The following is a 25,279-nucleotide window of genomic DNA, read 5'->3' on the forward strand; positions in this document are numbered from 1 at the left end:
ATTTCCGCGCCGTGCCGATGCCGCCCCCGAAGCATCCGCAGCCCCTCCGATGCCGGGGCTCTGGGGTGCACATTTGCCAATCAGGGTGGTAGGTGCGTATGGTGGTAGATCGTTTGATCCCATTTGCCCGGCGCCGACACAGAAGAGCGCCGCGTGGCGCGTACTCTCCCTTGCCGTGGCTGACCGCATAGAGGCGGTCCATTGCGAAATCACGGAGTTGACGGGCGCGTGCCGAGACTCCGGAAGGTTTCGCATTTCGCATGTCCATTTCCAGTTCTGACCACGCCGTCCTGCCCGAGAACGAGTCCGCCCTCGACGCGGCCGAGGCCGTCGTCGAGGCCGCTGCGGCCGTCGAGCCCGAGGCCGTAGCGGCCGAGGTCGTCGAGGTCGCCGAGACCGTCGAGCAGGTCGTCGAGGCCGAGGCCCTTGAGGCCACCGACGCCGACACCGACGCCGACGCCGACAGCGACGCCGAGCCCGAGATCACCTTCGGTGACCTCGGTCTGCCCGACGGCGTCGTCCGCAAGCTCGCGCGCAACGGCGTGCACACCCCCTTCCCGATCCAGGCCGCGACCATCCCGGACGCCCTGGCCGGCAAGGACATCCTCGGCCGTGGCCGCACCGGCTCCGGCAAGACCCTCTCCTTCGGTCTGCCGACCCTGGCGCGCCTCGCCGACGGCTACACCGAGAAGAAGAAGCCCCGCGCGGTCATCCTGACCCCGACCCGCGAGCTGGCGATGCAGGTCGCCGACGCCCTCCAGCCCTACGGCGACGTCCTCGGCCTGAAGATGAAGGTCGTCTGCGGCGGTACGTCCATGGGCAACCAGATCTACGCCCTGGAGCGCGGCGTCGACATCCTCGTCGCCACGCCGGGCCGACTGCGCGACATCATCAACCGCGGCGCCTGCTCCCTGGAGAACGTCGAGGTCGCCGTCCTCGACGAGGCCGACCAGATGTCCGACCTGGGCTTCCTGCCCGAGGTCACCGAGCTGCTCGACCAGGTCCCGGCCGGCGGCCAGCGCATGCTGTTCTCGGCCACGATGGAGAACGAGATCTCCACGCTGGTCAAGCGCTACCTGGTCAACCCGGTCAGCCACGAGGTCGACGCCGCCCAGGGCGCCGTCACGACCATGACGCACCACATCCTGATCGTGAAGCCCCGCGACAAGGCGCCGGTCACCGCCGCGATCGCCGCGCGCAAGGGCCGCACCATCATCTTCGTCCGCACCCAGCTGGGCGCCGACCGCATCGCGGAGCAGCTGCGCGACGCCGGTGTGAAGGCCGACGCGCTGCACGGCGGCATGACGCAGGGCGCCCGTACGCGCACCCTCGCCGACTTCAAGGACGGCTACGTCAACGCGCTCGTCGCGACCGACGTCGCCGCCCGCGGCATCCACGTCGACGGCATCGACCTGGTCCTGAACGTGGACCCGGCCGGCGACCACAAGGACTACCTGCACCGCTCCGGCCGCACCGCCCGCGCGGGCCGCTCCGGCACGGTCGTCTCGCTGTCCCTGCCGCACCAGCGCCGCCAGATCTTCCGCCTCATGGAGGACGCGGGCGTCGACGCCTCGCGTCACGTCATCAACGGCGGCGGCGCCTTCGACCCGGAGGTCGCCGAGATCACCGGCGCCCGCTCCATGACCGAGGTGCAGGCCGACTCCGCCAGCCAGGCCGCGAGCCAGGCCGAGCGCGAGGTGCAGGGCCTGACCAAGGAGCTGGAGCGCGCCCAGCGCCGCGCCGCCGAGCTGCGCGACGAGGCCGACCGCCTCACCGCGCGGGCCGCGCGCGAGCGGGGCGAGGACCCGGCGGAGGCGCTCGCCGCCGCTGCCGCGGAGACCGCCGCCGAGGCGGCCTCGGCCGAGGCCGAGCCGGTCGCCCTGCCGGAGCAGACGGACCAGCCGCAGGCCGAGCGCACCGAGGGCGACCGCCCGTCGTACGACCGTCGCCCGGCCCGTGACGACCGTGGTGGCCGTTCCTTCGAGCGTCGTGACGACCGTGGTGGTTTCCAGCGTCGTGACGACCGCCGTGACGACCGTGGTGGCCGTTCCTTCGACCGTGACCGTCGTGACGACCGTGGTGGCCGTTCCTTCGAGCGTCGTGACGACCGTGGTGGTTTCCAGCGTCGTGACGACCGTGGTGACCGTGGTGGTTTCCAGCGTCGTGACGACCGCCGTGACGACCGTGGTGGCCGTTCCTTCGACCGCGACCGTCGTGACGACCGTGGTGGCCGTTCCTTCGAGCGCCGCGACGACCGCGGTGGCTTCCAGCGCCGTGACGACCGTGGCGGCTTCCAGCGCCGCGACGAGCGTCCGTCCGGCCACCGGGGCAGCGACCGTCCGTTCAACCGCGACCGCCGCGACGACCGCCCCGCCGGTGGCGGCTACCGCTCCGGCGGCCACGACCGTCCGTCGTACAACCGCCGTGACGACCACCGCTCCGGTGGCTCCTCCTTCGGCCGCCGCGACGACAAGCCGCGCTGGAAGCGCAACGGCTGACACACGGTCCGGCACGCAGCCGAGAGCTGCTGGCCGATAGCCAACGAAAGCGGGCACATCCTCGGATGTGCCCGCTTTCGTACGCGGATCGAGCAACCGCCGCGGCCGCGCCGTCGATACCCGATCGGACTGCGGGGCCCGGCGGGCTATGCTCATGGGTGCGCCGACATCGCGTCGGCGAGGACCGTTAGCTCAATTGGCAGAGCAGTGGACTTTTAATCCATTGGTTGTGGGTTCGAGTCCCACACGGTCTACCGGAAGCGGGACAGGGAGACCCTCTCTGACCTGCCGCGCGGCGCCCGGGGCCACTTCGGTGGGCCCGGGCGCCGCGTCGTTTCCCGCGGGTGCGGGGGCGGGGGCGGGGCGTGCCTACAGGTCGAGTTGGTACTCATGGGCGGTGTGCGTCGGCAGGTAGCCGAGTTCGTCGTTGACGCGCCGCATGTGCGGGTTGTTGTCGGCGGTGTCGGTCAGCAGGCCGCCGAGTCCGGGGTGGTGCGCGCGGGCCCGGAGGATCGAGGCGGCCTTCATGCGGCGGGCGAGGCCGTGGCCGCGGTGTTCGGGCAGGACCGCGGTGCCGTAGTGCTGGCCGTCGCCCGTTCCGCTGCCGGGGACGACGAGTTCGGTGAAGCCGACGACGGAGCCGTCCGCCCGGTCGACGGCCGCCACGGTGTGCAGGAGGTCCCCGCGCGCGGCCACGGCGGCGGCCGCCGCCCGCACCCGGTCGAGGTCCCAGACCACCGTGCCGTGGTCGACGGTGCCCATCGGCATGTCGTCCATGGCCCGGCGCGACGCCACGAAGGTGTCGGCGAGTTCGTCGGGCACCGTTCCCTCCCAGGCCGTCAGCCGGTAGGCGGCGTGGGGTGCTTCGGCGGTCGCGGTGAGCGCGGGGAGGTCGGCGTCGGCAAGGGGCAGCCGGGCGTAGATGAGGGCAAGCGCCGGGCGGAAGTCCTTCGCGGCCAGGAAGGAAGCGCCGGGGGAGCGCGCCTCGGCCTGGGCGATGACGCTGCGCCGGCCGTCGTCGCGGGCGGCGGCGACGGCCGCGTCGAGCAGCAGGGACCCCACCTGGCGGCGCCGTTCGGCGGGATGGACCTGGACGTCCAGTTCGGCGAGATGGCGCTGGCCCTCCTTGGCGAACAGGCGCAGGAAGGCGCGTCCGACGGGGTTGCCGTCGGGGTCCGAGGCCAGCCAGACGAGGCGGCGGCCCGCGGAGTTCTCCTCGGCGTCGGTCAGGGCGGTGATGCGCAGGGACAAGCTGGCTCCGTCATGAGAGGGCGGGTCGGGGGGAGGGGCGGAAGGGCCGTTACTGGGCCCAGGGCAGGGCCCGGGTGCCCTCGGTGCCGGGCACGGAGGCCACGCCGTCCGCGCGCATCGCGACGTGCGCCTCGGCCGCCTGCGGGGCGTGGACCTGGCGGAGCACGTCCGGCGGCAGGACGAAGGTCTGCCCGGCCGTGACCTTCTCGGTGCGGCCCGCGCAGGTGACGTCGAGGGCGCCGGCGGTCACCGTCCAGACCTGCTCGCGGCTGACGGCGTGCTCGGGGCCGGTCCGGCCCGCCGCCATCGCGACGGTCCAGGTGCTGAGTTCCGTGCCGCCCCGGCTGGGGGCGGCCAGGCCGGTCATGCGGGCGTTCGGGGACTCGGTGACGTTGTCCTCGGTGGGGCTGATCACGCGCAGGGCGGGCTGCTCGGGCTCCTCGTCCCGCGCGGGCTCCTCAGGGGCGGCCCACTCGACGAACTGGACGACGATCCCGTTCGGGTCCGTGAGCTGGAACAGCCGCTCGCCCCAGGGCTCTTCGCGCAGCGGCATGGTGATCGGGGCGCCCGCCGCGCGGAGCCGCTGCTCCTCGGCCTCGATGCCGGTGACGGTGAGCGCGAGGATCAGGCCCGTGGCCCGCTGGTCGCGCTGCTCGGGCGGGAGGACCTCGGTGCCGCGGCGCAGCAGCACGACGTCGGCGGCGGCGTCGTCGCGGGTCAGGGACGCGAAGCCGTCGGCGGCCATGGCGACCTGGTAGCCGAGGTGGGTGCGGAAGAAGTCGAGGGAGGCGTCCACGTCGTCGACGGTGAGGGAGAGGGTGGAGGTGGTGACGCGCAAGGTGGCTCCTGGCAGGTTCGGGTGGCGAATCAGGGACGGAGTACGGGGACCTGGCGGCTGCGCTGCTGCTCGGACGCCTCGGCGTCGGCGAGGACGCCGATGGGACTGGGCGAGGGCGCCGATGGAACTGGCGAGGGAGCTGGGCAGGGACGCCGATCGAGCTACGTGGGCTTGCGCATCGAATCCGTTCAGCTGGGCGATTTTTGCGACGGACGTAACTTTACGACGGCCTAGATCGAACGTCAAGCATATTTTTGCTACGAGGGTAAGATTGCCCCATGGCTAATGAGATGGGGCTCCGCGAGTCCAAGAAGCAGGAGACCAGGCAGCTGATCTCCGACTGCGCCACCAGGCTCTTCATCGAGCAGGGCTTCGAGCAGACGACGATCACCGAGATCGCCGCCGCGGCCCGCGTCGCCAAGAAGACGGTCACCAACTACTTCCCCCGCAAGGAAGACCTGGCCCTCGACCACCACGAGGCGTTCACGCAGGGCCTGGCCCGGACCGTCGCCGAGCGCGAGCCAGGGGAAGAGCCGCTCACCGCGCTCGGGCGGACGTTTCGCGCCGCCCTCCTTGAGCACAGCCCCGTCGTCGGCTTCACCGGCCCCGCGTTCGCCCGCATGGTCGCCGAAAGCCCCACCCTCAGTGCCCGCCTTCGCGAACTGCACGACCAGCGGGAGGAGGCGCTCGCCGCGGCGCTGACCGCCGCTGCCTCGGATCCCGCGCCGGATCCCGCCCCGGATCCCGCGCCGGCCATCGCGCCCCGGGCCGCCGCCGCCCTGATCGCCGCCGCGGACCGGCTGCTGTTCCGGCGCATCCAGGAACTCACCCTGGCCGGCCACTCCGACGACCGGATCGAGGCCACGCTGATTCCGGAGGCCGACCACCTCCGCGCCCTCCTCGCCGCGGCCCTCGGCGGCCATCCCGGCGCGGCGGGCTCGTGAGGGCCGGGCGGTAGGTGCCGCCCGGGCTGGAGGGCCGGGCTCAGTCGCCCAGGTTCTGGTCCCCGCCGCTCCGGTCGTTCCTGCGGGCCTTCTGGTAGCGGTCCGCCGCCTCGCCCGCCGCGGACGTCAGCCGGGCCGCCGCGCGGACGCCGCGCGGGGCGTTGCCGCGTACCGTCCAGACGACCGCGCCGAAGCCCGCGAGCGCCAGCACGAGCAGCACGATGAGCAGTACGAGCATGGGCCCACCCCTCGGTCTCTCTGTCGGATTCCCCGTGGCTCCTGATCCTCTCAGGTGCCCTAGCCCGCCCAGCGGCCCGTCAGGAACGTCAGGGCGCAGAGGGTCATGAGGGGCCCCGCCAGACAGACGTACGCCGTACGGACGCGCGGCGCGCGCAGGCTCCACGAGGCGAGGACGACCCACAGCGGCCACCACAGGAGGGTGGCGCGCGGGAGGGACATGTACCAGTACGAGGTGCCGAGGGCGACGAGCGCCAGACCTATGTACACGGCCTCCGGCCAGCGGCGGCGGAAGAGGAGGAAGCCGGTCAGGACCAGGCCGAGGACCATGGCGAGCAACTCGGCCTGGAACTCGACGGCGTAGCCGGTGGGCGAGGTGTGGTGGAAGGCCGCGCCCCAGGTGTTGTGCCAGGACTCCCACGGCGTGTGGAAGTCGCGGTACCAGCCGCGTTCCTCGGCGTGCTTCCACGCCATCCAGTCGCCCGTACGGGACTTCAGGTACCAGCTGTACGCGAGCGGCGGCAGCGCGGGCAGCAGCAGCCAGGGCAGGGCGCGGCCGTCGCGGTGGGCGCGGACCGTGGTGAGGAAGTGGACCGCGAGCGCGGCGGCGAGGAACAGGCCGCTCACCCGGACCGTGGTCGCGAGGGCGGCCAGCGTCGCCGCGAGCGGCCAGGCGCGCCGCCGCGCCGCCAGCCACGCGGGCAGGGCGAAGGCGAGGAACAGCGCCTCGGTGTAGCCCGCCGCGAGGAAGACCGCGCACGGCGACAGGAGGAAGAACAGGACGGCCCGGCGGCCCGCGTCCGGATGGGGGACGTGGTCGCGGGCGATGCGGGCGAGGGCCAGGACCGCGACCGCCCCGGCGACGAGGGAGACGAGCAGGCCCGCCGCCGCCCAGTCCGGTACGACGGCGTGGACGGCGCGCAGGGTGAACGGGAAGCCAGGGAAGAAGGCCTCCCGGTTGTCCCAGCCCTCCATCCCCGGGCGCAGGTCGCCGGGGAAGTAGCCCTCCTGGGCTATGCGCAGGTAGTGCCACCAGTCCCACTGCTGCCAGGCGGACAGCGGGGACGCGGCGTGGCGGGTGCGGGAGTCGGGCGGGAACAGCCAGGTGGCGCAGTACGCCGTCGTCCACAGGCCCGCGCGCGTGACGACGTAGAGGAAGAGGACGTCCGCGTCCTCCCTGCTGAGGAGGCGCCACCGGCCGCGCCGCGGGGCGCCGCGCCGCCGGGGGACGTGGACGGAGGCGGCCGTCCGCGACCGGGGCCGGGGCGGGGAGGAAACGGACAAGACGGTACCTCCGTAAGTGGTTCGGGACGTTTCGGGGCGCGCGAGGGCGTCGCACGGCGGTGAGCCGCGCGGCGGGGAGAGGGCCTGCCGCAGGGAGGCGGTGCGGCCCCGTCGCTCAACAGGCCCGGGGCGTCAGCCTCGTGGCGCCTCCGTGGCCCCGAGCGCCGTGCCGAACGTCCCCTCGCTCTCCTGCGGGTACGTGGCGGAGCCCGGCGGCGCACTGCTCTCCGGGTCCCCCAGCTGCGACTCCGTCTCCGAGGTCTCCGTCGGCGGCGGGAAGCTCGCGCTCGGCGGGGGCGGCGACTCGGAGTCCAGGGTCGGCGAGGGCGAAGGGGAGGGGGAGGGCGTGAGCGGGGGCGACGGCGACCGCGGGCCCGAAGGGACGGTGGCGGGCTGCGTCGGCTCGGAGGTGTACGACACGGCCAGCGCGCCCGCGCCCGCGACGACCACGGTCGCGGCGACGGCGACCGCCGTGACGAAGACGCGGTGCGCCCGGCGCCCGCGCCGGACGACGGCGGAGACGGGCGGCACACCGGCACGGGCACGGCCGGCGTCGGCGGCCTCCTGGAACAGCGAGCGCAGGGGGTCGTGCGGTTCAGACACCGGGGGCCTCCTCGGTACGCGGGTCTGTCAGACGGAGGGCGAGCGCGGCGCGGCCGCGCGACAGATGGGTCTTGACCGTGCCGGGGGACAGGCCGGTCTCCCCGGCGATCTGCTCGACGGAGAGGTCGCACATGTAGTGCAGGGCGAGCGTCCGGCGCTGCTGCGGCGGCAGTTCGCGCAACGCCTCGACCAGGGCGACCGACTCGGGTCCCGGCCCCTCGGCGTGCGGCGGCGCACCGCTGCGCTGCCAGGCCGACGCCGAGCGGCGCACGCCGCGCCAGCGGCTCACCGCGAGCCGCCAGGCGACGGTGCGGATCCACGCCTCGGGCCGGCCGTCGCGGTCGAGCCGCCCCCGGCGGCTCCAGCCCTTGACGAACGCCTCCTGCACGACGTCCTGCGCTTCGTGCAGGTCACCGAGCATCACGTACAGCTGACCTGTCAGCCGCGCGGCCGCTTGCGCGTAGAACTCCTCGAACTCCTCGACGGTCAACAGATTGCTCCCGGATCTCCTTGGTCTCACTGTGCATACGCCTGCGGGGGCGTGCCCGGATGACATGGAGGCTGGACTCGCACGGTGAGCCCGGTCACAGGCGCACCCAAAGGGGCGCGGGGCCGTGTCGATATGCGGCTCCGCCGCGTGGGCGCGACCAGCCAAGACGGCGCCGCAGTCGAAAGACAGCCCACGACCAGCCCAACAAAACCTGCGGCCCTGGCGCACGCGCGGCACGCTGCCAGTGAACGTGATCCGGAGGTGCGGCATGGCGGCTCAGGCACAACCAGGGGCCCGGTCCCGCGGGGGCATACGCGGGCGGCGGATCCGCGCGGCGGCCGCCGCCCTGCTCCTCGCCCTCGCCGCCCCCGCCTGCGGCGGCTCCGACGAGCCCGGCGCCGCGGCGACCGGCCCCGCCCGCCGCGCCGACCTGCCCTTCACCCACCCGGGCGTGCTCGTCAGCAAGGCCCAGCTCGACCGGGTGCGCGCCCACGTCGAGGCCCGCGAGCAGCCCTGGCTCGGGGCGTACGAGCAGCTGCGCGCCAGCAAGTACGCGGCCGCCGACTACCACCCGAAGCCGTACGCCGTGGTCGCCTGCCCGCCCGGCAACCAGCCGGGCCAGGGCTGTGTGGAGGAGCGCGAGGACGCCCTGGCCGCGTACACCCAGGCGCTGCTCTACAACATCACCGGCGACCGCGCCCACGCCGTGAAGGCCACCGGGATCATGGACGCCTGGGCCCGCGTGGTCACCCGGCACACGGAGGCCAACGCGGGTCTCCAGACCGCCTGGGCCGCCAGCTCCTGGGCGCGCGCGGCCGAGGCCGTGCGCTACACGTACGACGGCTGGGCCGACGGCGACCTGCTGCGCTTCGAGCGGATGCTCCGCAACGCCTATCTGCCCCAGGTCGTGGCCGGCTCGGTCGAGTCCAACGGCAACTGGGACCTCGTGATGGCCGACGCCGTCATCGGCATGGCGGTGTTCCTCGACGACCACGCGGCCTTCGAGGAGGCGGTGGGCCACTTCCGCACCCGCGTGCCCGCGTACTTCTATCTGAAGTCCGACGGGCCGCTGCCGGTGGCGCCCAAGGGCAGCGAGCTCGACACGGCGGACGAGCTGAGCCGGTACTGGTTCGGGCAGCGGAGGTTCGCCGACGGGCTCTCGCAGGAGACCTGCCGCAACTTCAAGCACGCCGGGTACTCCCTCGCCGCCACCGCCCACATCGCGGAGACCGCTTGGCACCAGGGCGTCGACCTGTACGGCGAGGTCAAGGACCGGCTGCGGGCCGCGTTCGAGTTCCACTCCGGCTACCAGCTCGGCGCCACCGCGCCCGGCTGGCTGTGCGGCGGCAGGCTCCAGCGCGACCTCGGGCCCGACACGGAGGTCGGCCTGAACCATCTGCGCGGGCGCCTGGGCATGGACCTGCCGCACACCCGGAAGCTCACCCTGGAACGGCGCCCGGAGGGCACCGACGACCTCTTCGTGGCGTGGGAGACGCTGACGCACGCCGAGAACACGTGAACACCTGGGCCTCCCGGGAACCGGTTCGCGTTCTGTGCCCCTGATGGCGTACTGTTGGGTTCACCGACGCGGGGTGGAGCAGCTCGGTAGCTCGCTGGGCTCATAACCCAGAGGTCGCAGGTTCAAATCCTGTCCCCGCTACTATGCCGCCCGCGCCACCGCCCCGCGCCAGGGCGCACGCTGCCCGCCGGGTCACCCACTCGGAGCACGCCGGGTCGCCCCCGGGCCCCAACGCGGGAAGCCTTGGGCCGATGCGGCGGGTCTGCGGCGGGAGTGGAACGGTGGTTGCTTTGGGCGGTGGGGGCCTCCGCGCCGGGGGCGGTGACCTCCGTGTCGGCAGCGGTAGCCTCCGCGCCCGCGGTGGGGCGAAGGAGCGCCATGGCCGCTGAGGAGGGCCCCGGTCTCCCCCGCGAGCGGGCCCTCACCCGGGCGCTGCCCCCGCTCCTGATCGTCGTCGGGGTCGTCTTCGACGCGCTCACGCCGCCCCAGTTCACCGCGTCCCCGCTGTTCGCCGCCGCGCCCCTGATCGCGGCCCCGTTCTTCTCGCTCGCCACCACCGTGGCGACGGCCGCCGTGTCCTGCGTGGCCGTGCTCGCCCTGCGCATCGACAACCACGGGGGCGTGGACGTCGAGGTCGTCACCTCCTTCGTCACCATGCTCACCGTCGGCGCCCTCGCCGTCGTCATCAACCGCGTCGTCCGCCGCGGCGACGCCCGCCTCGCCTCCGCCCGCTCCATCGCCGAGGCAGCGCAGCGGGCCGTCCTGCCGCAGCCGGATCCGCGCATCGGCGGCCTCGACGTCGCCGCCCGGTACGAGGCCGCGCAGGCGGGCGCCTTCATCGGCGGCGACCTGTACGCGGTGCAGGACACCCCGCACGGCGTCCGGCTCGTCGTCGGCGACGTACGCGGCAAGGGCATGGGCGCGGTGGCCGCCGTCGCCGTCGTCATCGGCGCCTTCCGCGAGGCGGCCGAGCAGGAGGCCACCCTGGAGGCCGTGGCGCAGCGCCTGGAGCGGGCGCTCGCGCGCGAGGGCACGCGGCGTGACGGGCTCGACGCCTTCGAGGGGTTCACCACGGCGGTCCTCGCCGAGATCCCGCGCGGCGACGGGACCGTACGGCTCGTCAACCGCGGCCACCCGGAGCCGCTCCTGCTGCGCGCCGACGGGCGCCTGTGCGTGCTCTCGCCCGCCGAACCCGCCCTGCCGCTCGGCATGGGCGACCTCGGCGCCTGGCCCGACCGCGCGGACGAGACCGACTTCCCGCCGGGCTCCACGCTGCTGCTCTACACCGACGGGCTCAGCGAGGCCCGGGACGCGCGGGGCGCCTTCTACGACCCCGCGATCCGGCTCGGCGGCCGCATCTTCTCGGGCGCGGACGCCCCCGACGCGCTCTTGTCCACCCTCGTCACCGAGGTCATCGACCACACCGGCGGCGGCGCCAACGACGACATGGCGCTCCTCGCCGTACGCCGTCCCGTCACACCCAGTGACTGAATGGAGCCCCAGCGCAGCGCAACTGACGACCCGTCATGCGTCGGTGAAGATCGATCCCGCTGCGCAGCGTCATGACGCGCGCTCAACTCGCCCTATTCCCAACCCTGATGTCCCGTTGTGTTCGTGGCGTAAGCGTTAACGATCAACCCGAACAGCTTGGAATACCGACCCGCTGTCTATTAACGTTCGATAACGCAGCGCGGTCGTCCCAGCCGTCACACCCGGCGGCTCCGCGCGCACGCGCCTAATCCCGCAAGGGAGCCGGGGAACCACCATCTTGGGGTGAATCGGACGCCTTTCACGTACGCGGACCCGCATCCGCCGTACGCGAGGAGCGGCCGTAGGAGACCTTCCTGCTCCGAACCCGTCAGCTAACCCGGTAGGCGAGAAGGAAGGAAAGGAGTGCGCCCCCGTGGCGTCCAACCGGCCTGCCCCAGAAGCGCTCTGCATACCGAACGGCAGTCTCACCGAAGGTGCCGACGGCGGTGACGGCGGCGACGGACCCGGGGGACACACCGGGTACGCCGGTTACGACGGCTACGCCGGTTACGCGGCCCAGGAGCCCCCGGCCTCCTGGGAGGAGTGGAACCCCACCGCGGAGTCCGTCCGCCCCGTGCGCGGCAAGCACCGCATCCACAAGAAGGGCGGCGGCGGCCTCGCCCGCAGCTCCACCGTCCTCGGCGTCGGCGTCATCGCCGCCGTCGGCGCGGGCGGCATCGCCACCGCGCAGGGCGGCAAGCCGCCCGTCTCCATCTCCCTGCCGGACATGGCGTCCGTCGCGGACTCGCTGCCCGGCGTCGGCTCCCTGATCGACGGCGATGACACCGCGGAACCGGCCACCGCCGCGGCCGCCGCGCCGCTCAGCTCCGCGGGCGTCACCGGCGCCGACGCCGAGCGGGGCACCACGGACGCCGGCGAGGCCCTGCGGGCCCGCATCCTCCAGCAGGCCGAGAACCAGCACCACCAGGCGGACGACGCGCAGCGCAGGCAGGCCGAGGACGCGGCCGTCGCGAAGGCCGCCGCGACCGCCAAGGCCCAGCAGGGCAAGGCGGCCGCCGACGCCAAGGCGAAGGCCGCGGCGGAGAAGCGCGAGAAGGAGGAGGCGGCCCGCAAGAAGCGCGAGGCCGAGCGCCTCGCGAAGCTCGCCAAGAGCTTCACGCTCCCCGTCACCTCGTACGTGCTGACCTCGCACTTCGGTGACTCCGGCTCCATGTGGTCCTCCGGCAGCCACACCGGCCTCGACTTCGCGGGCTCCAGTGGCACCCCCCTCAAGGCCGTCCACTCCGGCACCATCACGGAAGCGGGCTGGGCGCGCGCGTACGGCTACCGCACGGTCCTCAAGCTCGATGACGGCACCGAGATCTGGTACTGCCACCAGTCCTCGCTCGCCGTCAGCGTGGGCCAGAAGGTCAGCACGGGCGACGTCATCGGCCGCATGGGCGGCACGGGCAACGTCACCGGCGTCCACCTCCACCTGGAGGTCAGGACCAGCGGCGGCGGAGCCATCGACCCGCTGTCCTGGCTGCGGAGCAAGGGCCTGACCCCCTGACCCGCTGATTTTCCGCACCGCGGAACCCCCGGACCGCGCGGCTCCCCGGCAGCACGGCCCCCTCGACTCCGGCGGCCCTGGCGACGACCCCCCGACGCCAGGGCCGCCGGTCACGTCTTTCAGCCGGAAACGGCTGTCTGCTGTCGGAATTCCCGACTCCGTAAGGATGTTGGCCCCCGTATGACCATTCTTCGCCCTCTGGGATCGTCCGACCTCGAAGTCTTCCCGCTCTCCCTCGGCGGCAACGTCTTCGGCTGGACCGCTGACCAGGACCAGTCCTTCGCCGTCCTCGATGCCTACGCCGCCGCGGGCGGCAACTTCATAGACACCGCCGACGCCTACACGTTCTGGGTGCCCGGCAACAAGGGCGGCGAGTCCGAGACCGTCCTCGGACAGTGGATGGCCGCGCGCGGCAACCGGGACGACGTCGTGGTCGCCACCAAGGTCGGCGCGCTGCCCGAGTACAAGGGGCTGTCCGCGAGCACCATCAAGGCCGCGGCCGAGGAGTCGCTGCGCCGCCTCGGCACCGACCACATCGACCTGTACTACACGCACTACGACGACCCGTCCGTGCCCGTGGAGGAGTTCATCACCGCCCTCGACGAGCTCGTGCGGTCCGGCAAGGTGCGCGCGATCGCCGCGTCGAACATCACCCCCGAGCGCCTCCAGGAGTCCCTCGACTTCTCCGACCGCGAGGGCCTGGTGCGGTACGTGGCGCTCCAGCCGCACTACAACCTCGTCTCGCGCGACACCTACGAGGGCCCGCTCCAGGAGATCGCGTCCCGCTCCGGCCTCGCCGCCGTGCCGTACTTCGGCCTCGCCGCGGGCTTCCTGACCGGCAAGTACCGCCCGGGCACGGAGGTCGAGAGCGCCCGCGCCGAGAAGGCGGGCGAATACCTGGCGACCGAGCGCGGCCGCCGCGTCCTGGCCGCCCTCGACGAGGTGGCCGCGGCCCACGACGCTGAGGTCGCCACCGTCGCCCTCGCCTGGCTCGCCGCGCAGCCGACCGTGGCGGCGCCGATCGCCTCGGCCCGCACCCTGGAACAGCTCCCGGCGCTCCTCGCGGTGGGCGACCTGGAGCTGACCGACGCGGAGCTCGCGGCCCTCACGGCGGCCTCCGCCTGACGTCAGGGCCGATAGGGGTTGTGGCACGGGGGCAGCACCGGGCCGTACGCCCCGACGGGCCCGTACGCGGCGTGCGGCAGCGGCCCCATAACCGGGGCCGTGGCCCGCGCCGCGTACCCGAGCGCGGGCGCGGCCACGGCCCTGCGCTCCCACAGCGCCTCCAGGAGCTCCCGCTCGCGCACGGTGAAGTCGGCGCCGACCCGGCCGTGCCGGGCCCGGTGCCGGAGCAGCGCGAGGGACGTCGCGCACGTCTCGTACTCGACGACGGCGCGGCCCGCGGGCTTGCCCAGGTGGAAGGCCGCGTAGTCGCGGGCGAGGGTGCGGGCGGGCAGGGAGCCGAGCGCGTACGGCTCGGGCGCGGTGAACCAGCCCGCGGCCACGTACACGGGCAGCTCCTCGCGCACCAGGCGCAGCTCGCGCTGGCGCAGCCAGACGGCCAGCCAGGTGAGAAGCCCGAAGACCGGCAGCATGAAGGCCGCGTACACGACGAAGAAGCCGTACTCGCCGAAGCCCGCCGAGCCGTTCCAGAAGGCGTGCAGGCCCATCGCGAGGAGCAGTCCGACGCAGGGGAGCAGCGCGCGGCGGGCGGTGCGGTGCTCGGCGGTCACGGCGGCGACGCCGAAGCCGATGCCGGTGAGCACGGTGAAGAGCGGATGCGCGAACGGTGACATGACAACGCGGACGAAGAAGGTCGCGGCGGTCACCGAGGCGAGCCCGCTCTCGCCGCTGAGCTGGTCGGTGCCGAAGGCGTTGCCGAGGTAGAGGATGTTCTCGGTGAACGCGAAGCCGGTGGCGGTGACGCCCGCTATCACGAACCCGTCGACGACCCCGGTGAAGTCGGCTCTGCGGAACAGGAAGACGAGCAGCACGGCCGCCGCCTTCGCGGTCTCCTCGACGACGGGGGCTATGACGGTCGCGCCGAGGGTGTCCGCGCTGGTCGGGTCGGCCGTCGCGGTGGCTATCCAGCGGGTCGCGAAGCTGTTCGCCACGATCGCGATGAGCGCGGCCGCGCACGCTCCCCAGGAGAAGGCGAACAGCAGGTTCCGCCAGGGTCCCGGCGCCACCCGGTCCAGCCAGCGGAACGCGCCGATCAGCAGCGGCACGGGGAGCGTCGCGAGGCCGAGCCCCACCAGGAAGCCCTCGGTCCCGGTCTGCTCGCGCACCAGGGCGAGGATCACGAGACCGGAAAGGGCGAGGAGGATGACGAGGCCCGTGGCCCGGATGGCCCCGCGCTGCCACCAGTGCGGATGCCGGGGTCCGGGTGCTCCGGCGGACCCGTCGGGCCCGCCGGGCGGCGTCGGGTGGCTCGGGAGTGCGGGGCTGGTGGCCACGGATCGACCCTAACGAGGGTTGGGGCCGCTCGCGACGGTGCCTCGGACCCGGTGGCCCGCCTCAGTCCTGGGAGAGCGTGGCGGCCCTGCGGAACAGCAGGTCGTTCACCACGTGACCCTTCCGCAGGCCCTGGCCCTCGAAGCGGGTGAGCGGCCGGAAGTCGGGGCGCGGCGCGTACCCGCCGTCCGCCGTGGTGTTCTCGAAGTCGGGGTGCGCGCCGAGCACCTCCAGCATGTGCTCCGCGTACGGCTCCCAGTCCGTGGCGCAGTGCAGGACCGCGCCGGGCTTGAGGCGGGGCGCGAGCAGCGTCAGGAACTCCGGCTGGATCAGGCGCCGCTTGTTGTGGCGGGCCTTGGGCCAGGGGTCGGGGAAGTACACGCGCGCGCCGTCCAGGCTCTCCGGGGCGAGCATCTCCCGGAGCAGGATCACGGCGTCGCCGTTGGCGACCCGGATGTTGGACAGGCCGTTCCGCTCCGCGAGATTCAGCAGGTTGCCCTGGCCGGGGGTGTGCACGTCCACGGCGAGGATGTTCGTGTCCGGGTCGGCGGCCGCCATCTGCGCGGTGGCCTCGCCCATCCCGAAGCCGATCTCCAGGACGACGGGCGCGTCGGAGCCGAACAGCTCCTGGAGGTCGAGCACCTTCGCGCCGTCGATGTCGAAGCCCCACTTGGGCCACAGCCGCTGCAGCGCGTCGCCCTGCGCGGTGGTGACCCGGCTGCGGCGCGGCGTGAAGCTGCGGATCCGCCGCTCGAACCGGCCCCCGGAGGGGTCGGGCACGGGACCTTCGGGGAAACGGGGGGCGCCCTTCGGGCGGGAGTTCTCAGACACAGTGCCCCGATTTTAGTGCGGCAGGACCCGGCGGGGCTTCCCGAGCCGCTCCCGCGGGGGCCAGTCCGCGGGTCAGCCAAGGGTGGCGAGCACCCGGCGGGCCACCTCCCGGCCGATGGGCAGCGAGGCGGTGGCCGCGGGGGAGGGCGCGTTCAGCACGTGCACGGCCCGTGCTCCCTCGCGGATCAGGAAGTCGTCGACGAGCGTGCCGTCCCGCAGCACGGCCTGCGCGCGCACGCCCGCGGCCGCGGGCACCAGGTCCTCCGCCCGCACCTCGGGCAGCAGCCGCCGCACGGCCTCGGTGAACGCCTCCTTGGACAGCGATCTGCGCAGCTCTCCCGCCCCGTACCGCCAGTGGCGCCGGGCGATCTGCCAGGAGCCCGGCCAGGCGAGCGTCGCGGCGAGCTCGCGGGGCCGCACCACCGACCAGTCGTACCCCTCGCGGGCAAGCGCGGGCACCGCGTTCGGCCCGACGTGGACGCCGCCGTCGACGCCGCGCGTGAGGTGCACGCCGAGGAAGGGGAAGGCCGGGTCGGGCACGGGGTACACGAGGCCGCGCACCAGGTCCGGCCGGGCGAGGGTGAAGTACTCCCCCCGGAAGGGCACGATCCGCATGTCGGGCTCGTCGCCGGTGAGGCGGGCGATCCGGTCGCAGTGCAGGCCCGCGCAGTTGACGAGGACCTTGCCGCGCAGGACGTCGCCGCGCGCGGTGCGCACGGCGACGCCGAGGCCGGGGCGGCGGTCGACGTGGACGACCTCCGCGTCGTACCGCACGTCGGCGCCGGAGGCGTGGGCGAGCTGCTCGGCGACCGCGCCGTAGTCGCAGATCCCGGTGGTGCCGACGTGGATGGCGGCGATGCCGCGCACGTCCGGTTCGTACTCCGCGATCTGGGCGGGGCCGAGCTCGCGGACCGGGATGCCGTTCTCCCGGCCGCGCTGGACGAGGGAGTGCAGCCGGGGCAGCTCGGCGCGGTCGGTGGCGACGATGAGCTTGCCGGTGACCTCGTGCGCGATGCCGTACTCGGCGCAGAACTTGACCATCTCGGCGGCGCCGCCCACGGCGAAGCGCGCCTTCAGGGAGCCGGGGCGGTAGTAGATCCCGCTGTGGATCACACCGCTGTTCCGCCCGGTCTGGTGCCGGGCGGGCCCCGCCTCCTTCTCCAGGACGGTCACCCGCGTGCCGGGCGCGGCCCGGGTGAGGGCATGGGCGACCGAAAGCCCGACGATCCCGCCCCCCACGACGAGCACGTCACAGTCATACGCCACGGCACCCCGACCCATCGTTCAGCACCTCCCACCCCGATAGTGCCCTGCACCACTGACAACGCCGTTAAACGTGGTCCTGGGCACCCGTGGCGCGGAGGCGTCGTGTCGCCGCTCACGCCGGGGCGACCAGCAAGGGGCGCGCCCGCTCCCGCAGCTCCACCACGCGGGGCTCGTCGCCGTAGGGCTCCAGGCGGTGCAGCAGGTCCTTCACGTACTCCGTGGTGCGTGCGGAGGAGATGCGTCCGGCGACCTCCACCGCCCGTACGCCCTGCTCGCAGGCCGCGTCCAGGTTCCCGGACTCCAGCTCGGCGACGGCGGAGACGACGAGCCGCAGGCCGTGCGAGCGGACGAACTCCTCGGTGGGCCGCGACAGGGCCTGCTCCGTGAAGCGCCGGACCTGGCGGGGCGCCTTCAGGTCGCGGTAGCACTCGGCGGCGTCCGCGGCGAAGCGGTCGTAGCCGTAGAAGCCGAGCCAGGAGGGGTCGTGGTCGCCGTCGCGGGACCGCTCGAGCCAGCCCTCGGCGGCCCGCAGCGCCGCGCCCGCGGCCTGGGCGTCGTGGGCGCGCGCGTGCGCGCGTGCCTCGACGAGCCGGAAGAAGCTCATGGTCCGGGCGGTGGCGAGGCCGCGGTTGCGCTCCAGGGCGGCCTGCGCGAGGTCGACGCCCTCGTCGCCGAAGCCCCGGTAGGTCGCCTGGAGGGACATCGACGCGAGGACGTATCCCCCGAGGGGCACGTCGGCGGCCGCGCGGGCCAGGCGCAGCGCCTGGATGTAGTACCGCTGGGCGGCCTCCTGCTGCCCGGTGTCGAAGGCCATCCAGCCGGCGAGCCGGGTCAGCTCGGCGGTCGCGCCGAACAGGGCGCGGCCCACCTCGTCCGAGTACGAGCCGAGGAGCAGCGGCGCCGCCTCGACGCGCAGGCACTCGGGGACCATCGACGAGCGCCAGTCGCCGCCGCCGTACTTGGAGTCCCACCGCCGGGCGTCCTCGGCGGCCTCGCGCAGTTTCAGTACGTCGCTGTGGCCGACCTTCATGGGCGCGCCGCCGTCGTCGGCCTTGGCCACGTCGCGCGGCCCTTCGCGGCTGACGTCGCGGGCGACGGAGCTGTCGGCCGGGGTTATGAGCCAGCGGGACGCGGGCGTGGCGTACGCGCTGACGGCGAAGGAGCCGGCCAGGGACTGCCAGATGCCGCCGCCGCCCGCGCGGCGGCCCGCGAGGTCGAGGCGGTACAGCTCGGTCGCCGACTTCACCGCGGCGCCGACGTCGCGCGGGAAGGCGAGGCCCACTTCGGGCGCCGGGTCCGCGTCGGCGAGGCCGATCTCGTGCAGGGGCACGGGGCGGCCGAGCTTCTGGCCGATGGCGGCGGCGATGAGGTGCGGCGCGGCGCCCTGCGGCACCATGCCCTTGGACACCCAGCGGGCCACCGAGGTCTTGTCGTACCTGAGCGTCAACCCGCGTTGAGCGCCGAGGTCGTTGACCCTGCGGGCGAGTCCCGCGTTGCTGATTCCCGCGAGGGCGAGAACGGTGCCGAGCTTTTCGTTCGGCCCGCGTTGCTCCCTGGACATGCGCCACCCCTCGGACACAGACGGCTGCCGGGCAGTGGCGTGACCGCGCGGCATTCGTGCTGCCTTCCCCCCGGGGGCGGCTACCGGGGGTCGTCGGTGCGAACGGCGTGTCGCGCGCCGTTTCCCGATCCCCGGCCGCAAGAGCACGTGGCCGAGCCCCCAGGTATATGCCTCCGCGAAAACAACAGCACACCCAGCGTAGTTCGATGAATCCCAAGCGTTAAGAGGCGTAGTTCCGTATGGCGAGATTGTTGTCCGTACGGGCGTGCGGCACCGGCGGAGCGTGCTCCGGGTGTGTGGCCGTGCGCCCGTGCGTGCGCTCTTCTACGGCCAACGGGGGAGCGTTTCCATGGATGACGCGTGGGTCGGCCCGCTGCGCTGGAGTCAGCGGGCTGGGGGACACCGCCGCCTCCATCCCCGCGGGCGGCGGACCGGTCCGGGAGGCGAACACCGCCTCCCGGGCTGTGCGTTGGCCGGAACGGCCCTGGGGGGCGTGTTCGGCCATGGCTGATTTGGCCGAAAATCGCCCCCGCCTGTCCGCTCTCCGGCCGCCCTACGTCCCGGTGTTGACGTCGTTGCGTCCTCAACCATAGATCGCCCGGGGCGTGTTCGCGCCGGTACGGGCGCCGTCGTAGGCCCTCTTGCGCGCCTCCTTCGTGGCAGCATGGGTCCCCAGTCCCCCGGTTCCAGGGGTGCGCTGGATTGTCCACAGGCTGTGGAGGCGACGATGCGGTGGTTGGTGGGGTGGAGCAGTACCACCGCGAGGCCCTCGGCCGCCCCCGGCACGGCGGGCGCCTCGGGGGACGACGGCGAGACCGTCCACCCCGTGGGCTCCCAACTCCTGTGGGGCGACCCCGATCCCCTGTGGGCGGTCGGTGACTGGCGCCCCGACGAGGTGCGCACCGTCCAGGCCGACGACGAGACCCGCATCGCTGTGCTCGGCACCTGCGGGGCCAGCGACGAGGAGCTGCGGGTCAGCCTGTTCGCCGCCCGCGGCGGCGCGCTGCGCCATCTGACCGCGTGGCCCGGCAGCTACACCGCGGTCGTCCAGGTCGGCCGCCGCGTGATGATCGCGGGCGATCTCGCGGGCGCCCGGCCCGTGTTCTACACCCCGTGGGCGGGCGGCACGGCGTACGCGACCGCCGCCCTGCCGCTGGCCGACCTCATCGAGGCCCACCTGGACATCGGCCACCTCGCCGCCCTCCTCGCCGCCCCCGACGTCCCCGAGGCACTGCACGACTCCACGCCGTACCAGGGCGTGCGGCGCGTGCCCCCGGGGCATGCCCTGATCCTCCGCGCGGGCGCGCGTGAGGTCGCCGGGTACGAACCCGTCGCGTCCCTCGCCGTAGCGGCTCCGCCGACCGACGAGGCCAGCGCGGTGGACGGCGTCAGGGACGCCCTCGTCGAGGCCGTCCGCGCGCGGCTGCGGGCCCCGCGGCACGTCCCCGGCACCGACATCGACCCAGGTCCCGTCCCCGGCATGGGCCCCGCCGAGCGGCGCGCGGCCCGCGGCATGCCGGTGCCCGGCATCGGCGCCGACCTCTCCGGCGGGCCCGCGTCCGGCACCCTCGCCCTGCTCGCCGCGGGTCTGCCCGGGATGCCCGGCACGGTCCTCGGCCACGGCACGGGGGCGGGCGAGCGGCTCGTCGCCGTCACCTTCAACGACCTCGTCACGGGCGGCCGTGAGGCCGAGCTGGAGCGCGCGGGCACCATCGCCGCCAATCCCCGGCTGCACCACGTCGTCGTCGCCGGGGGCGAGGAGACGCTGCCGTACGCCGACCTGGAAGGCCCGCTGACCGACGAGCCCAGCGGCGTGCTCGTCGCCGCCCAGCGCCACCGCGCCCGCCTCGCGTCGGGCAGCGCGGACCACTTCACCGGCTACGGCGCCCGGCAGGTGCTCGACGCCCATCCGGCCCGCCTCGCCGACCTCCTGATGGACCGCAAGCGACGCCACCTGGTGCGCCCGGTGACCGCCCTCGCCAAGGCCGAGGGCTCCGTCATGGTCCCCGCGCGCGTGTACGGCGCCGCCCGCCGCCTCGCCCGTACGGCACACCGCGCGGGCGTCGAGACCCTCGCCGACCGGCTGCTGCACCGCCGCTTCGAGGAGCCGGGCGGCGCCGTCGGAGCCTCGCTCGCCGCCCTCGCGTGGGCCAGACCGGGGCCGGCCGCGCGCTGGCTGACCGGTGAGGCCCTCGCAGAAGTATCGGTTCGCCTTCAGGAGACGACGACCCGCCCGGGACCCGGCCCCGGGCAGCGCCCCGGCGAGTTCCGCGCGCGGGCGGCCCTCTTCCGGCACGCGGCCGACCTGCGCGTCCTGGAGCAGGCCGCGGAGGTCCGCTTCCAGCGCCTGCACGCGCCGTTCCTGGACAACCAGGTCGTCCGCGCCTGCCGGGCCCTCCCGGAGTCCGTACGGGTACGTCCCGGGGCGCGGGCCCAGATCCTGCGCACGGTCCTCGAAGGCGCGGGCGTCAGCGAACTCCCGCCCGGCTGGGGCGCGCCGTCCCACGCCTCGAACGCGGCGGCCGCCCGCACCGGGCTCCGCACGGCGGTGGACGGACTGCTCGCCCTCTTCGACACGCCCCTGCTCGCGCAGGCGGGCCTCGTCGAGGCCCGGGTCGTCCGCAAGGCACTGCGCGCGGCGGCCGAGGGCGAACGGGTGCCGCTCGACGGCCTGGCCGACCTGGTCGCCACGGAGGTGTGGCTGCGACGGCTGCTGTCCCGCCGCGGCACCTGCTGGACCGGCACCCCAGCGCGCCAACGGGCCGTCCCTACGGGGACGGTGGTTCCGCAGCAGGGCACCCTGGGGGCGGCGAGGACGCCGCACTCGCTGCCGCACTAAGCGCTTCGCTGGAAGTATCGCGCTGTGCCGTCATTCTGCTGCGGCGCCGTCGTGGCTGGTCGCGCAGTTCCCCGCGCCCCTTCGGGGGCGCTCCCGTACCGCAGCGGACTTCGCCGCGAGCGCCGATGAGGGCGGGGGCACGGGGGCGGCAGCCCCCGGAGCGGGAAGGGGAGGGCCTGGGGCGCCCCGCGAGGGCCCACGGAAAACGCCACGGCACCTCCGCCCCCGACGAGCCAGAATGACCCCGTGCGGTATCGAGTCCTGGGCGCCACGGAGGCGTACGACGATCAGGGAGCCCCCGTCCCGGTGGGCGGCCCCCGCCTGCGCGCCCTCCTCGCGGCCCTGGCCACCCGCGCGGGCCGCACCACCCCCGTCGACACCCTCATCGACGACATCTGGGCGGACGCCCCGCCGGCGGACGCCCCGGCCGCGCTCCAGGCCCTCGTGGGCCGCCTCCGCCGGGCCCTCGGCAAGGACGCCATCGCGTCGGAGCCGGGCGGCTACCGCCTCACCGCCGCCCCCGACGACGTCGACCTGCACCGCTTCGAACGGCTGGCCCGCGAGGGCACCGCCGCCCTGGACCGGGGCGACCCCGAGGCCGCCGCCCGCACCCTGCGCGAGGCCCTCGCCCTGTGGCACGGCCCCGCGCTCGCCGACCTGCCCGACCGCACCGCGGCCACCCGCCCGGAGGCCCGGCGCGCGGAGGCCGCCCGCGCGCGGATCGAGGCGGACCTGCTGCTCGGCCGGGCCGCCGACGTCGTACCGGAGTTGCGGGAGCTGACCACCACCCAGCCGTACGACGAGGCGCTGCACGCCCTGCTGATCCGCGCGCTGCGCGACGCGGGCCGGGGCGCGGACGCGCTCGCCGCGTACGAACGCGCGCGCCGCACCCTCGCCGACGGGCTCGGCACCGACCCGGGCCCGGAACTGCGGGCACTGCACGCGGGGTTGCTGGCGGGCCCCGGGCCGCGGGAGGACGGTGCCTCGGGAGGGGGCCGGGCCGGGGAAGAGGGCCGCGCCCCGCAGTCACGCGCCTCGCAGGCGAACGCCCCGCGAGGCGACCACGCTGTACGGACACGGGCCGACCACCCCGAGCGGAAGGGGAACATCCGCCCCCGTCTGACCTCTTTCGTCGGCCGGGAACCCGAACTCGTCGCCATCCGTTCGGACATGCGGAGGGCCCGACTGGTCACACTCACCGGACCGGGCGGCTCCGGCAAGACCCGCCTCGCCGAGGAAGCCGCCGCCGGGCAGCCCGGCGCGTGGCTGGCCGAGCTCGCCCCGCTCGACCGGCCGGAGGCGGTCCCCGGTGCCGTCGTCAGCGCGCTCGGCCTGCGCGAGACCGTGCTGATCACGAGCGAGCTGACCGCTTCGCAGGACGACCCCGTCGCCCTGCTCGTCGAGTACTGCGCCCCGCGCAGCCTGCTCCTGCTCCTTGACAACTGCGAGCACGTCATCGGCGCCGCCGCCGAACTCGCCGAGACCCTCCTCACCCACTGTCCGGGCCTCACCATCCTCGCGACCAGCCGCGAACCGCTGGGCGTGCCCGGCGAGTCCGTGCGCCCCGTGGAGCCGCTGCCGCCGCACCCGGCGCACCGCCTGTTCGCCGAGCGGGCCACGGCCGTGCGCCCCGGCTTCGACGCCACCGCGGACGCCGGGGCCGTCGACGAGATCTGCCGCCGCCTCGACGGCCTGCCCCTGGCCATCGAGCTGGCCGCCGCCCGCCTCCGCCTGCTCACGCCCCGGCAGATCGCCGACCGCCTCGACGACCGCTTCCGCCTGCTCACCAGCGGCTCCCGCACGGTCCTGCCCCGCCAGCAGACCCTGCGGGCGGTCGTCGACTGGTCCTGGGACCTCCTGGACGACGCCGAGCGCACGGTCCTGCGCGAGGTGTCCGTCTTCGCGGGCGGCTGGGACCTGGAGGCCGCCGAGGCCGTGTGCACCGGCCCCGCCGCCGACCTCATCGGCGCCCTCGTCGACAAGTCCCTCGTCGTCGCGACCCCCGGCGTCGGCCCCGAAGGCCCCGACATGCGCTACCGCATGCTGGAGACCATCCACGAGTACGCGACCGAGCGCGCCGCCGAGACCCCCGCCCTGCGCGCCGCCGCCGAGGACCGCCACGGGGCGTACGTACGCGCGCTGGTGGAGCGCGCCGAGCCGCTGCTGCGCTCCGCCGAGCAGCTGCCGTGGATCCGCCGCCTGGAGTCCGAGCTCGACAACATCCGCGCCGCCCTGCACCGCGCCGTCGAGCACCGCGACGAGGAGCGCGCCACCGCCCTCGCCCTCGGCATGGGCTGGTTCTGGTGGCTGCGCAACTACCGCACGGAGGGAGCGAACTGGATCGGCGGCATCCTGCACCGCACCGGACGGCCCGAGCCCGCGACGGGCGGCGCCGAGCCGCTGCCCGCCCACCCGCCGCTCGCCGCGGCCGCCGCCGGGCTCGACGCCGACCTCGCGGCCGAGGACCACCCGCTGTACTGGTCCCGGCTGGGCCTGCGGATGCTGCACCTGTTCCTGACGGTGGAGGCGCGGCCCTCGGAGGTCCTCGCCGACGAGCACGCCCGGCGGTACATCCTCCGGGTCCGGGACGTCCTGGCCCGGCCCGTGCCCGCCAGCGGCCGCTTCCCCGGACTGCTCTGGCCGTTCACCCTGCACTTCCTCGACCAGCCGCAGAGCGTGGTGCCGTCCCTGGACGCGGCGCTCGCCAACTGCCGCAGCTTCGGCGGCGACTGGGAGGTCGCGATCACCCTGATGTTCCGGGTGCACACGGTCATCGACCAGCCCGGCCATCTCGCCGGAGTCGACGACGACCTCCTGGAGCTGCGCGAGCTGAGCGGACGCGTCGGCGACCGCTGGCTGCGCGCGCAGGTCAGCAGCGCGGCGGGGGAGGCGGCCATGGTCCGCGGCCGCCACGCGTACGCGCGCAGGGAGTACGAGGAGGCGCTGCGCCTCGCCGACGAGGTGGGGGCGCACGCCGAGATCCCGTTCCTGCTCGCCCGGCTCGCCGAGATCGCCTACCGCGACGGCGACCGCGCACTGGCCGTCAAGGGCCTGGAAGAGGCCAGCGCCGAGGCCGACCGGTACGGGCTCACGGATTCCCGCGCCTTCGTCAGCCTGATGCGGGCCGTCCTGGCGATCGACGACGGCGACGCGGCGCGGGCGCGGGCCCTGTGCGACGCGGCCCGCGCGGAAGGGGAGCGCGGCACCATGCCGCCGCAGTTCGCGGCGGGCCTCGGCCAAGTGGAGGCCCGGATCGTCGCCGCCGAGTCGGGCCCCGGGGCCGGGCTCGCCGTGCTCGCCGACGTGCTGCGCGACGCGCTGTACCACCGCTGCTCGGAGCCCGTCACGGCCAGCCTGGTGGACGCCGGCGCGGTGCTGTTCCTGCGCCTGGGCGACCACGTCCGGGCGGCCCGCCTGCTCGCCCGTGCCACGCACTGGCGCGGCAGCCACGAACGCCCCGCGCCGGACCGCGCCCAGGCCGAGCGCGTCGAGGCCGAGGCCCGCGAGGCCCTGGGCCCGCGGGCGTACGAACGAGAGCGGGAGGCGGGCGCGGCGCTGACCGTCGACGAGGTCCTGGCGGAGCTCACCCCGCCGCACTGACCGGCGCGGGGGGCGCATCCGCCA

The 25,279-nt window shown here is 74.4% G+C and carries 18 protein-coding genes, 2 tRNA genes and 1 riboswitch; of the genes, 10 read left to right on the top strand and 10 right to left on the bottom strand.

Annotated features, from left to right (window positions below; all coding sequences use genetic code 11):
• Window positions 1-260: 260 nt before the first annotated feature.
• On the top strand, window positions 261-2,498 hold the full coding sequence (locus IG74_RS0135495; protein WP_030685717.1) for a DEAD/DEAH box helicase: 2,238 nt from the start codon (window positions 261-263) through the stop codon (window positions 2,496-2,498).
• 181 nt (window positions 2,499-2,679) lie between these two features.
• Window positions 2,680-2,752: transfer RNA gene (locus tag IG74_RS0135500), tRNA-Lys, on the top strand.
• A gap of 115 nt (window positions 2,753-2,867) precedes the next feature.
• On the opposite strand, the gene IG74_RS0135505 is transcribed toward IG74_RS0135500, so the two are convergent.
• Together IG74_RS0135505 and IG74_RS0135510 are read right to left on the bottom strand one after the other, a co-directional pair.
• Window positions 2,868-3,749: a GNAT family N-acetyltransferase gene (locus IG74_RS0135505; protein WP_030685720.1), complete on the bottom strand. Its 882-nt coding sequence runs from the start codon at window positions 3,747-3,749 to the stop codon at window positions 2,868-2,870.
• A 49-nt stretch (window positions 3,750-3,798) separates the two neighbouring features.
• Window positions 3,799-4,587 (bottom strand): VOC family protein, encoded by a 789-nt coding sequence (locus tag IG74_RS0135510; protein WP_030685722.1) that lies wholly within the window; start codon window positions 4,585-4,587, stop codon window positions 3,799-3,801.
• Between the two features lie 290 nt (window positions 4,588-4,877).
• On the opposite strand from IG74_RS0135510, the gene IG74_RS0135515 reads away from it, so the two are divergent.
• Window positions 4,878-5,531: a TetR/AcrR family transcriptional regulator gene (locus IG74_RS0135515; protein ID WP_030685725.1), complete on the top strand. Its 654-nt coding sequence runs from the start codon at window positions 4,878-4,880 to the stop codon at window positions 5,529-5,531.
• A gap of 40 nt (window positions 5,532-5,571) precedes the next feature.
• Here IG74_RS0135515 and IG74_RS0135520 read toward each other — a convergent pair whose 3' ends face one another.
• The 4 genes from IG74_RS0135520 to IG74_RS0135535 all read right to left on the bottom strand — a co-directional run bounded on the left by IG74_RS0135520 (window position 5,572) and on the right by IG74_RS0135535 (window position 8,145).
• On the bottom strand, window positions 5,572-5,769 hold the full coding sequence (locus tag IG74_RS0135520; protein ID WP_030685728.1) for a hypothetical protein: 198 nt from the start codon (window positions 5,767-5,769) through the stop codon (window positions 5,572-5,574).
• 59 nt (window positions 5,770-5,828) lie between these two features.
• Window positions 5,829-7,052: a mannosyltransferase family protein gene (locus IG74_RS0135525; protein ID WP_051856070.1), complete on the bottom strand. Its 1,224-nt coding sequence runs from the start codon at window positions 7,050-7,052 to the stop codon at window positions 5,829-5,831.
• Window positions 7,053-7,184: 132 nt separating this feature from the next.
• The gene (locus IG74_RS48235) at window positions 7,185-7,655 is read right to left on the bottom strand and encodes a hypothetical protein (RefSeq protein WP_051856072.1); all 471 of its coding nucleotides are present in this window, start codon (window positions 7,653-7,655) and stop codon (window positions 7,185-7,187) included.
• Window positions 7,648-8,145, bottom strand: a complete 498-nt coding sequence (locus tag IG74_RS0135535) for a SigE family RNA polymerase sigma factor (RefSeq protein WP_030685735.1) — start codon at window positions 8,143-8,145, stop codon at window positions 7,648-7,650. The genes IG74_RS48235 and IG74_RS0135535 overlap by 8 nt, the downstream gene beginning before the upstream one ends.
• Before the next feature lie 268 nt (window positions 8,146-8,413).
• Here IG74_RS0135535 and IG74_RS0135540 point away from each other — a divergent pair, with 268 nt between their 5' ends.
• The 5 genes from IG74_RS0135540 (at window position 8,414) to IG74_RS0135560 (ending at window position 13,829) form a co-directional block, all read left to right on the top strand.
• The gene (locus IG74_RS0135540) at window positions 8,414-9,664 is read left to right on the top strand and encodes an alginate lyase family protein (RefSeq protein WP_078869307.1); all 1,251 of its coding nucleotides are present in this window, start codon (window positions 8,414-8,416) and stop codon (window positions 9,662-9,664) included.
• Between the two features lie 67 nt (window positions 9,665-9,731).
• Window positions 9,732-9,805 (top strand) — tRNA-Met (locus tag IG74_RS0135545).
• Between the two features lie 237 nt (window positions 9,806-10,042).
• Window positions 10,043-11,155: a PP2C family protein-serine/threonine phosphatase gene (locus tag IG74_RS0135550; protein ID WP_051856078.1), complete on the top strand. Its 1,113-nt coding sequence runs from the start codon at window positions 10,043-10,045 to the stop codon at window positions 11,153-11,155.
• 231 nt (window positions 11,156-11,386) lie between these two features.
• Window positions 11,387-11,556, top strand: a riboswitch (cyclic di-AMP (ydaO/yuaA leader).
• Window positions 11,557-11,567: 11 nt separating this feature from the next.
• A complete protein-coding gene (locus IG74_RS0135555) occupies window positions 11,568-12,704 on the top strand; it encodes a M23 family metallopeptidase (RefSeq protein ID WP_030685742.1) in 1,137 nt (378 codons plus the stop codon).
• A gap of 180 nt (window positions 12,705-12,884) precedes the next feature.
• Window positions 12,885-13,829: an aldo/keto reductase gene (locus tag IG74_RS0135560; RefSeq protein ID WP_030685744.1), complete on the top strand. Its 945-nt coding sequence runs from the start codon at window positions 12,885-12,887 to the stop codon at window positions 13,827-13,829.
• A gap of 2 nt (window positions 13,830-13,831) precedes the next feature.
• Here the strand turns inward: IG74_RS0135560 and IG74_RS0135565 are convergent, their stop codons facing one another.
• The 4 genes from IG74_RS0135565 to IG74_RS0135580 form a co-directional block, all read right to left on the bottom strand.
• A complete protein-coding gene (locus IG74_RS0135565; RefSeq protein WP_030685746.1) occupies window positions 13,832-15,160 on the bottom strand; it encodes a PrsW family intramembrane metalloprotease in 1,329 nt (442 codons plus the stop codon).
• 61 nt (window positions 15,161-15,221) lie between these two features.
• Window positions 15,222-15,989, bottom strand: coding sequence for a tRNA (guanosine(46)-N7)-methyltransferase TrmB (trmB, locus tag IG74_RS0135570; RefSeq protein WP_030685748.1), 768 nt, complete (start codon window positions 15,987-15,989; stop codon window positions 15,222-15,224).
• A gap of 72 nt (window positions 15,990-16,061) precedes the next feature.
• Complete coding sequence (lhgO, locus tag IG74_RS0135575; RefSeq protein WP_030685750.1) at window positions 16,062-17,270, bottom strand: L-2-hydroxyglutarate oxidase; 1,209 nt, start codon at window positions 17,268-17,270, stop codon at window positions 16,062-16,064.
• A gap of 97 nt (window positions 17,271-17,367) precedes the next feature.
• Window positions 17,368-18,816 (bottom strand): hypothetical protein, encoded by a 1,449-nt coding sequence (locus IG74_RS0135580; RefSeq protein ID WP_030685753.1) that lies wholly within the window; start codon window positions 18,814-18,816, stop codon window positions 17,368-17,370.
• A gap of 727 nt (window positions 18,817-19,543) precedes the next feature.
• Here IG74_RS0135580 and IG74_RS0135585 point away from each other — a divergent pair.
• Window positions 19,544-21,655, top strand: a complete 2,112-nt coding sequence (locus tag IG74_RS0135585) for an asparagine synthase-related protein (RefSeq protein WP_030685756.1) — start codon at window positions 19,544-19,546, stop codon at window positions 21,653-21,655.
• Window positions 21,656-21,901: 246 nt separating this feature from the next.
• Window positions 21,902-25,255 carry an AfsR/SARP family transcriptional regulator gene (locus tag IG74_RS0135590; RefSeq protein ID WP_030685758.1) on the top strand — a complete coding sequence of 1,118 codons (3,354 nt, stop codon included), beginning with the start codon at window positions 21,902-21,904 and terminating at the stop codon, window positions 25,253-25,255.
• The last annotated feature ends 24 nt before the right edge of the window (window positions 25,256-25,279 follow it).

The sequence above is a fragment of the Streptomyces sp. NRRL B-1347 genome (assembly GCF_000720325.1).
In the GTDB taxonomy this organism is placed as follows: Bacteria; Actinomycetota; Actinomycetes; order Streptomycetales; family Streptomycetaceae; genus Streptomyces.

Bases quoted from the DNA above. Each gene is read 5' to 3' on its own strand.
- IG74_RS0135495 (WP_030685717.1), top strand. From the start codon at position 261: ATGTCCATTTCCAGTTCTGACCACGCCGTCCTGCCCGAGAACGAGTCC.
- IG74_RS0135515 (WP_030685725.1), top strand. From the start codon at position 4,878: ATGGGGCTCCGCGAGTCCAAGAAGCAGGAGACCAGGCAGCTGATCTCC.
- IG74_RS0135520 (WP_030685728.1), bottom strand. From the start codon at position 5,769: ATGCTCGTACTGCTCATCGTGCTGCTCGTGCTGGCGCTCGCGGGCTTC.
- IG74_RS0135540 (WP_078869307.1), top strand. From the start codon at position 8,414: ATGGCGGCTCAGGCACAACCAGGGGCCCGGTCCCGCGGGGGCATACGC.
- IG74_RS0135550 (WP_051856078.1), top strand. From the start codon at position 10,043: ATGGCCGCTGAGGAGGGCCCCGGTCTCCCCCGCGAGCGGGCCCTCACC.
- IG74_RS0135560 (WP_030685744.1), top strand. From the start codon at position 12,885: ATGACCATTCTTCGCCCTCTGGGATCGTCCGACCTCGAAGTCTTCCCG.
- lhgO (WP_030685750.1), bottom strand. From the start codon at position 17,270: ATGGGTCGGGGTGCCGTGGCGTATGACTGTGACGTGCTCGTCGTGGGG.
- IG74_RS0135580 (WP_030685753.1), bottom strand. From the start codon at position 18,816: ATGTCCAGGGAGCAACGCGGGCCGAACGAAAAGCTCGGCACCGTTCTC.
- IG74_RS0135585 (WP_030685756.1), top strand. From the start codon at position 19,544: ATGCGGTGGTTGGTGGGGTGGAGCAGTACCACCGCGAGGCCCTCGGCC.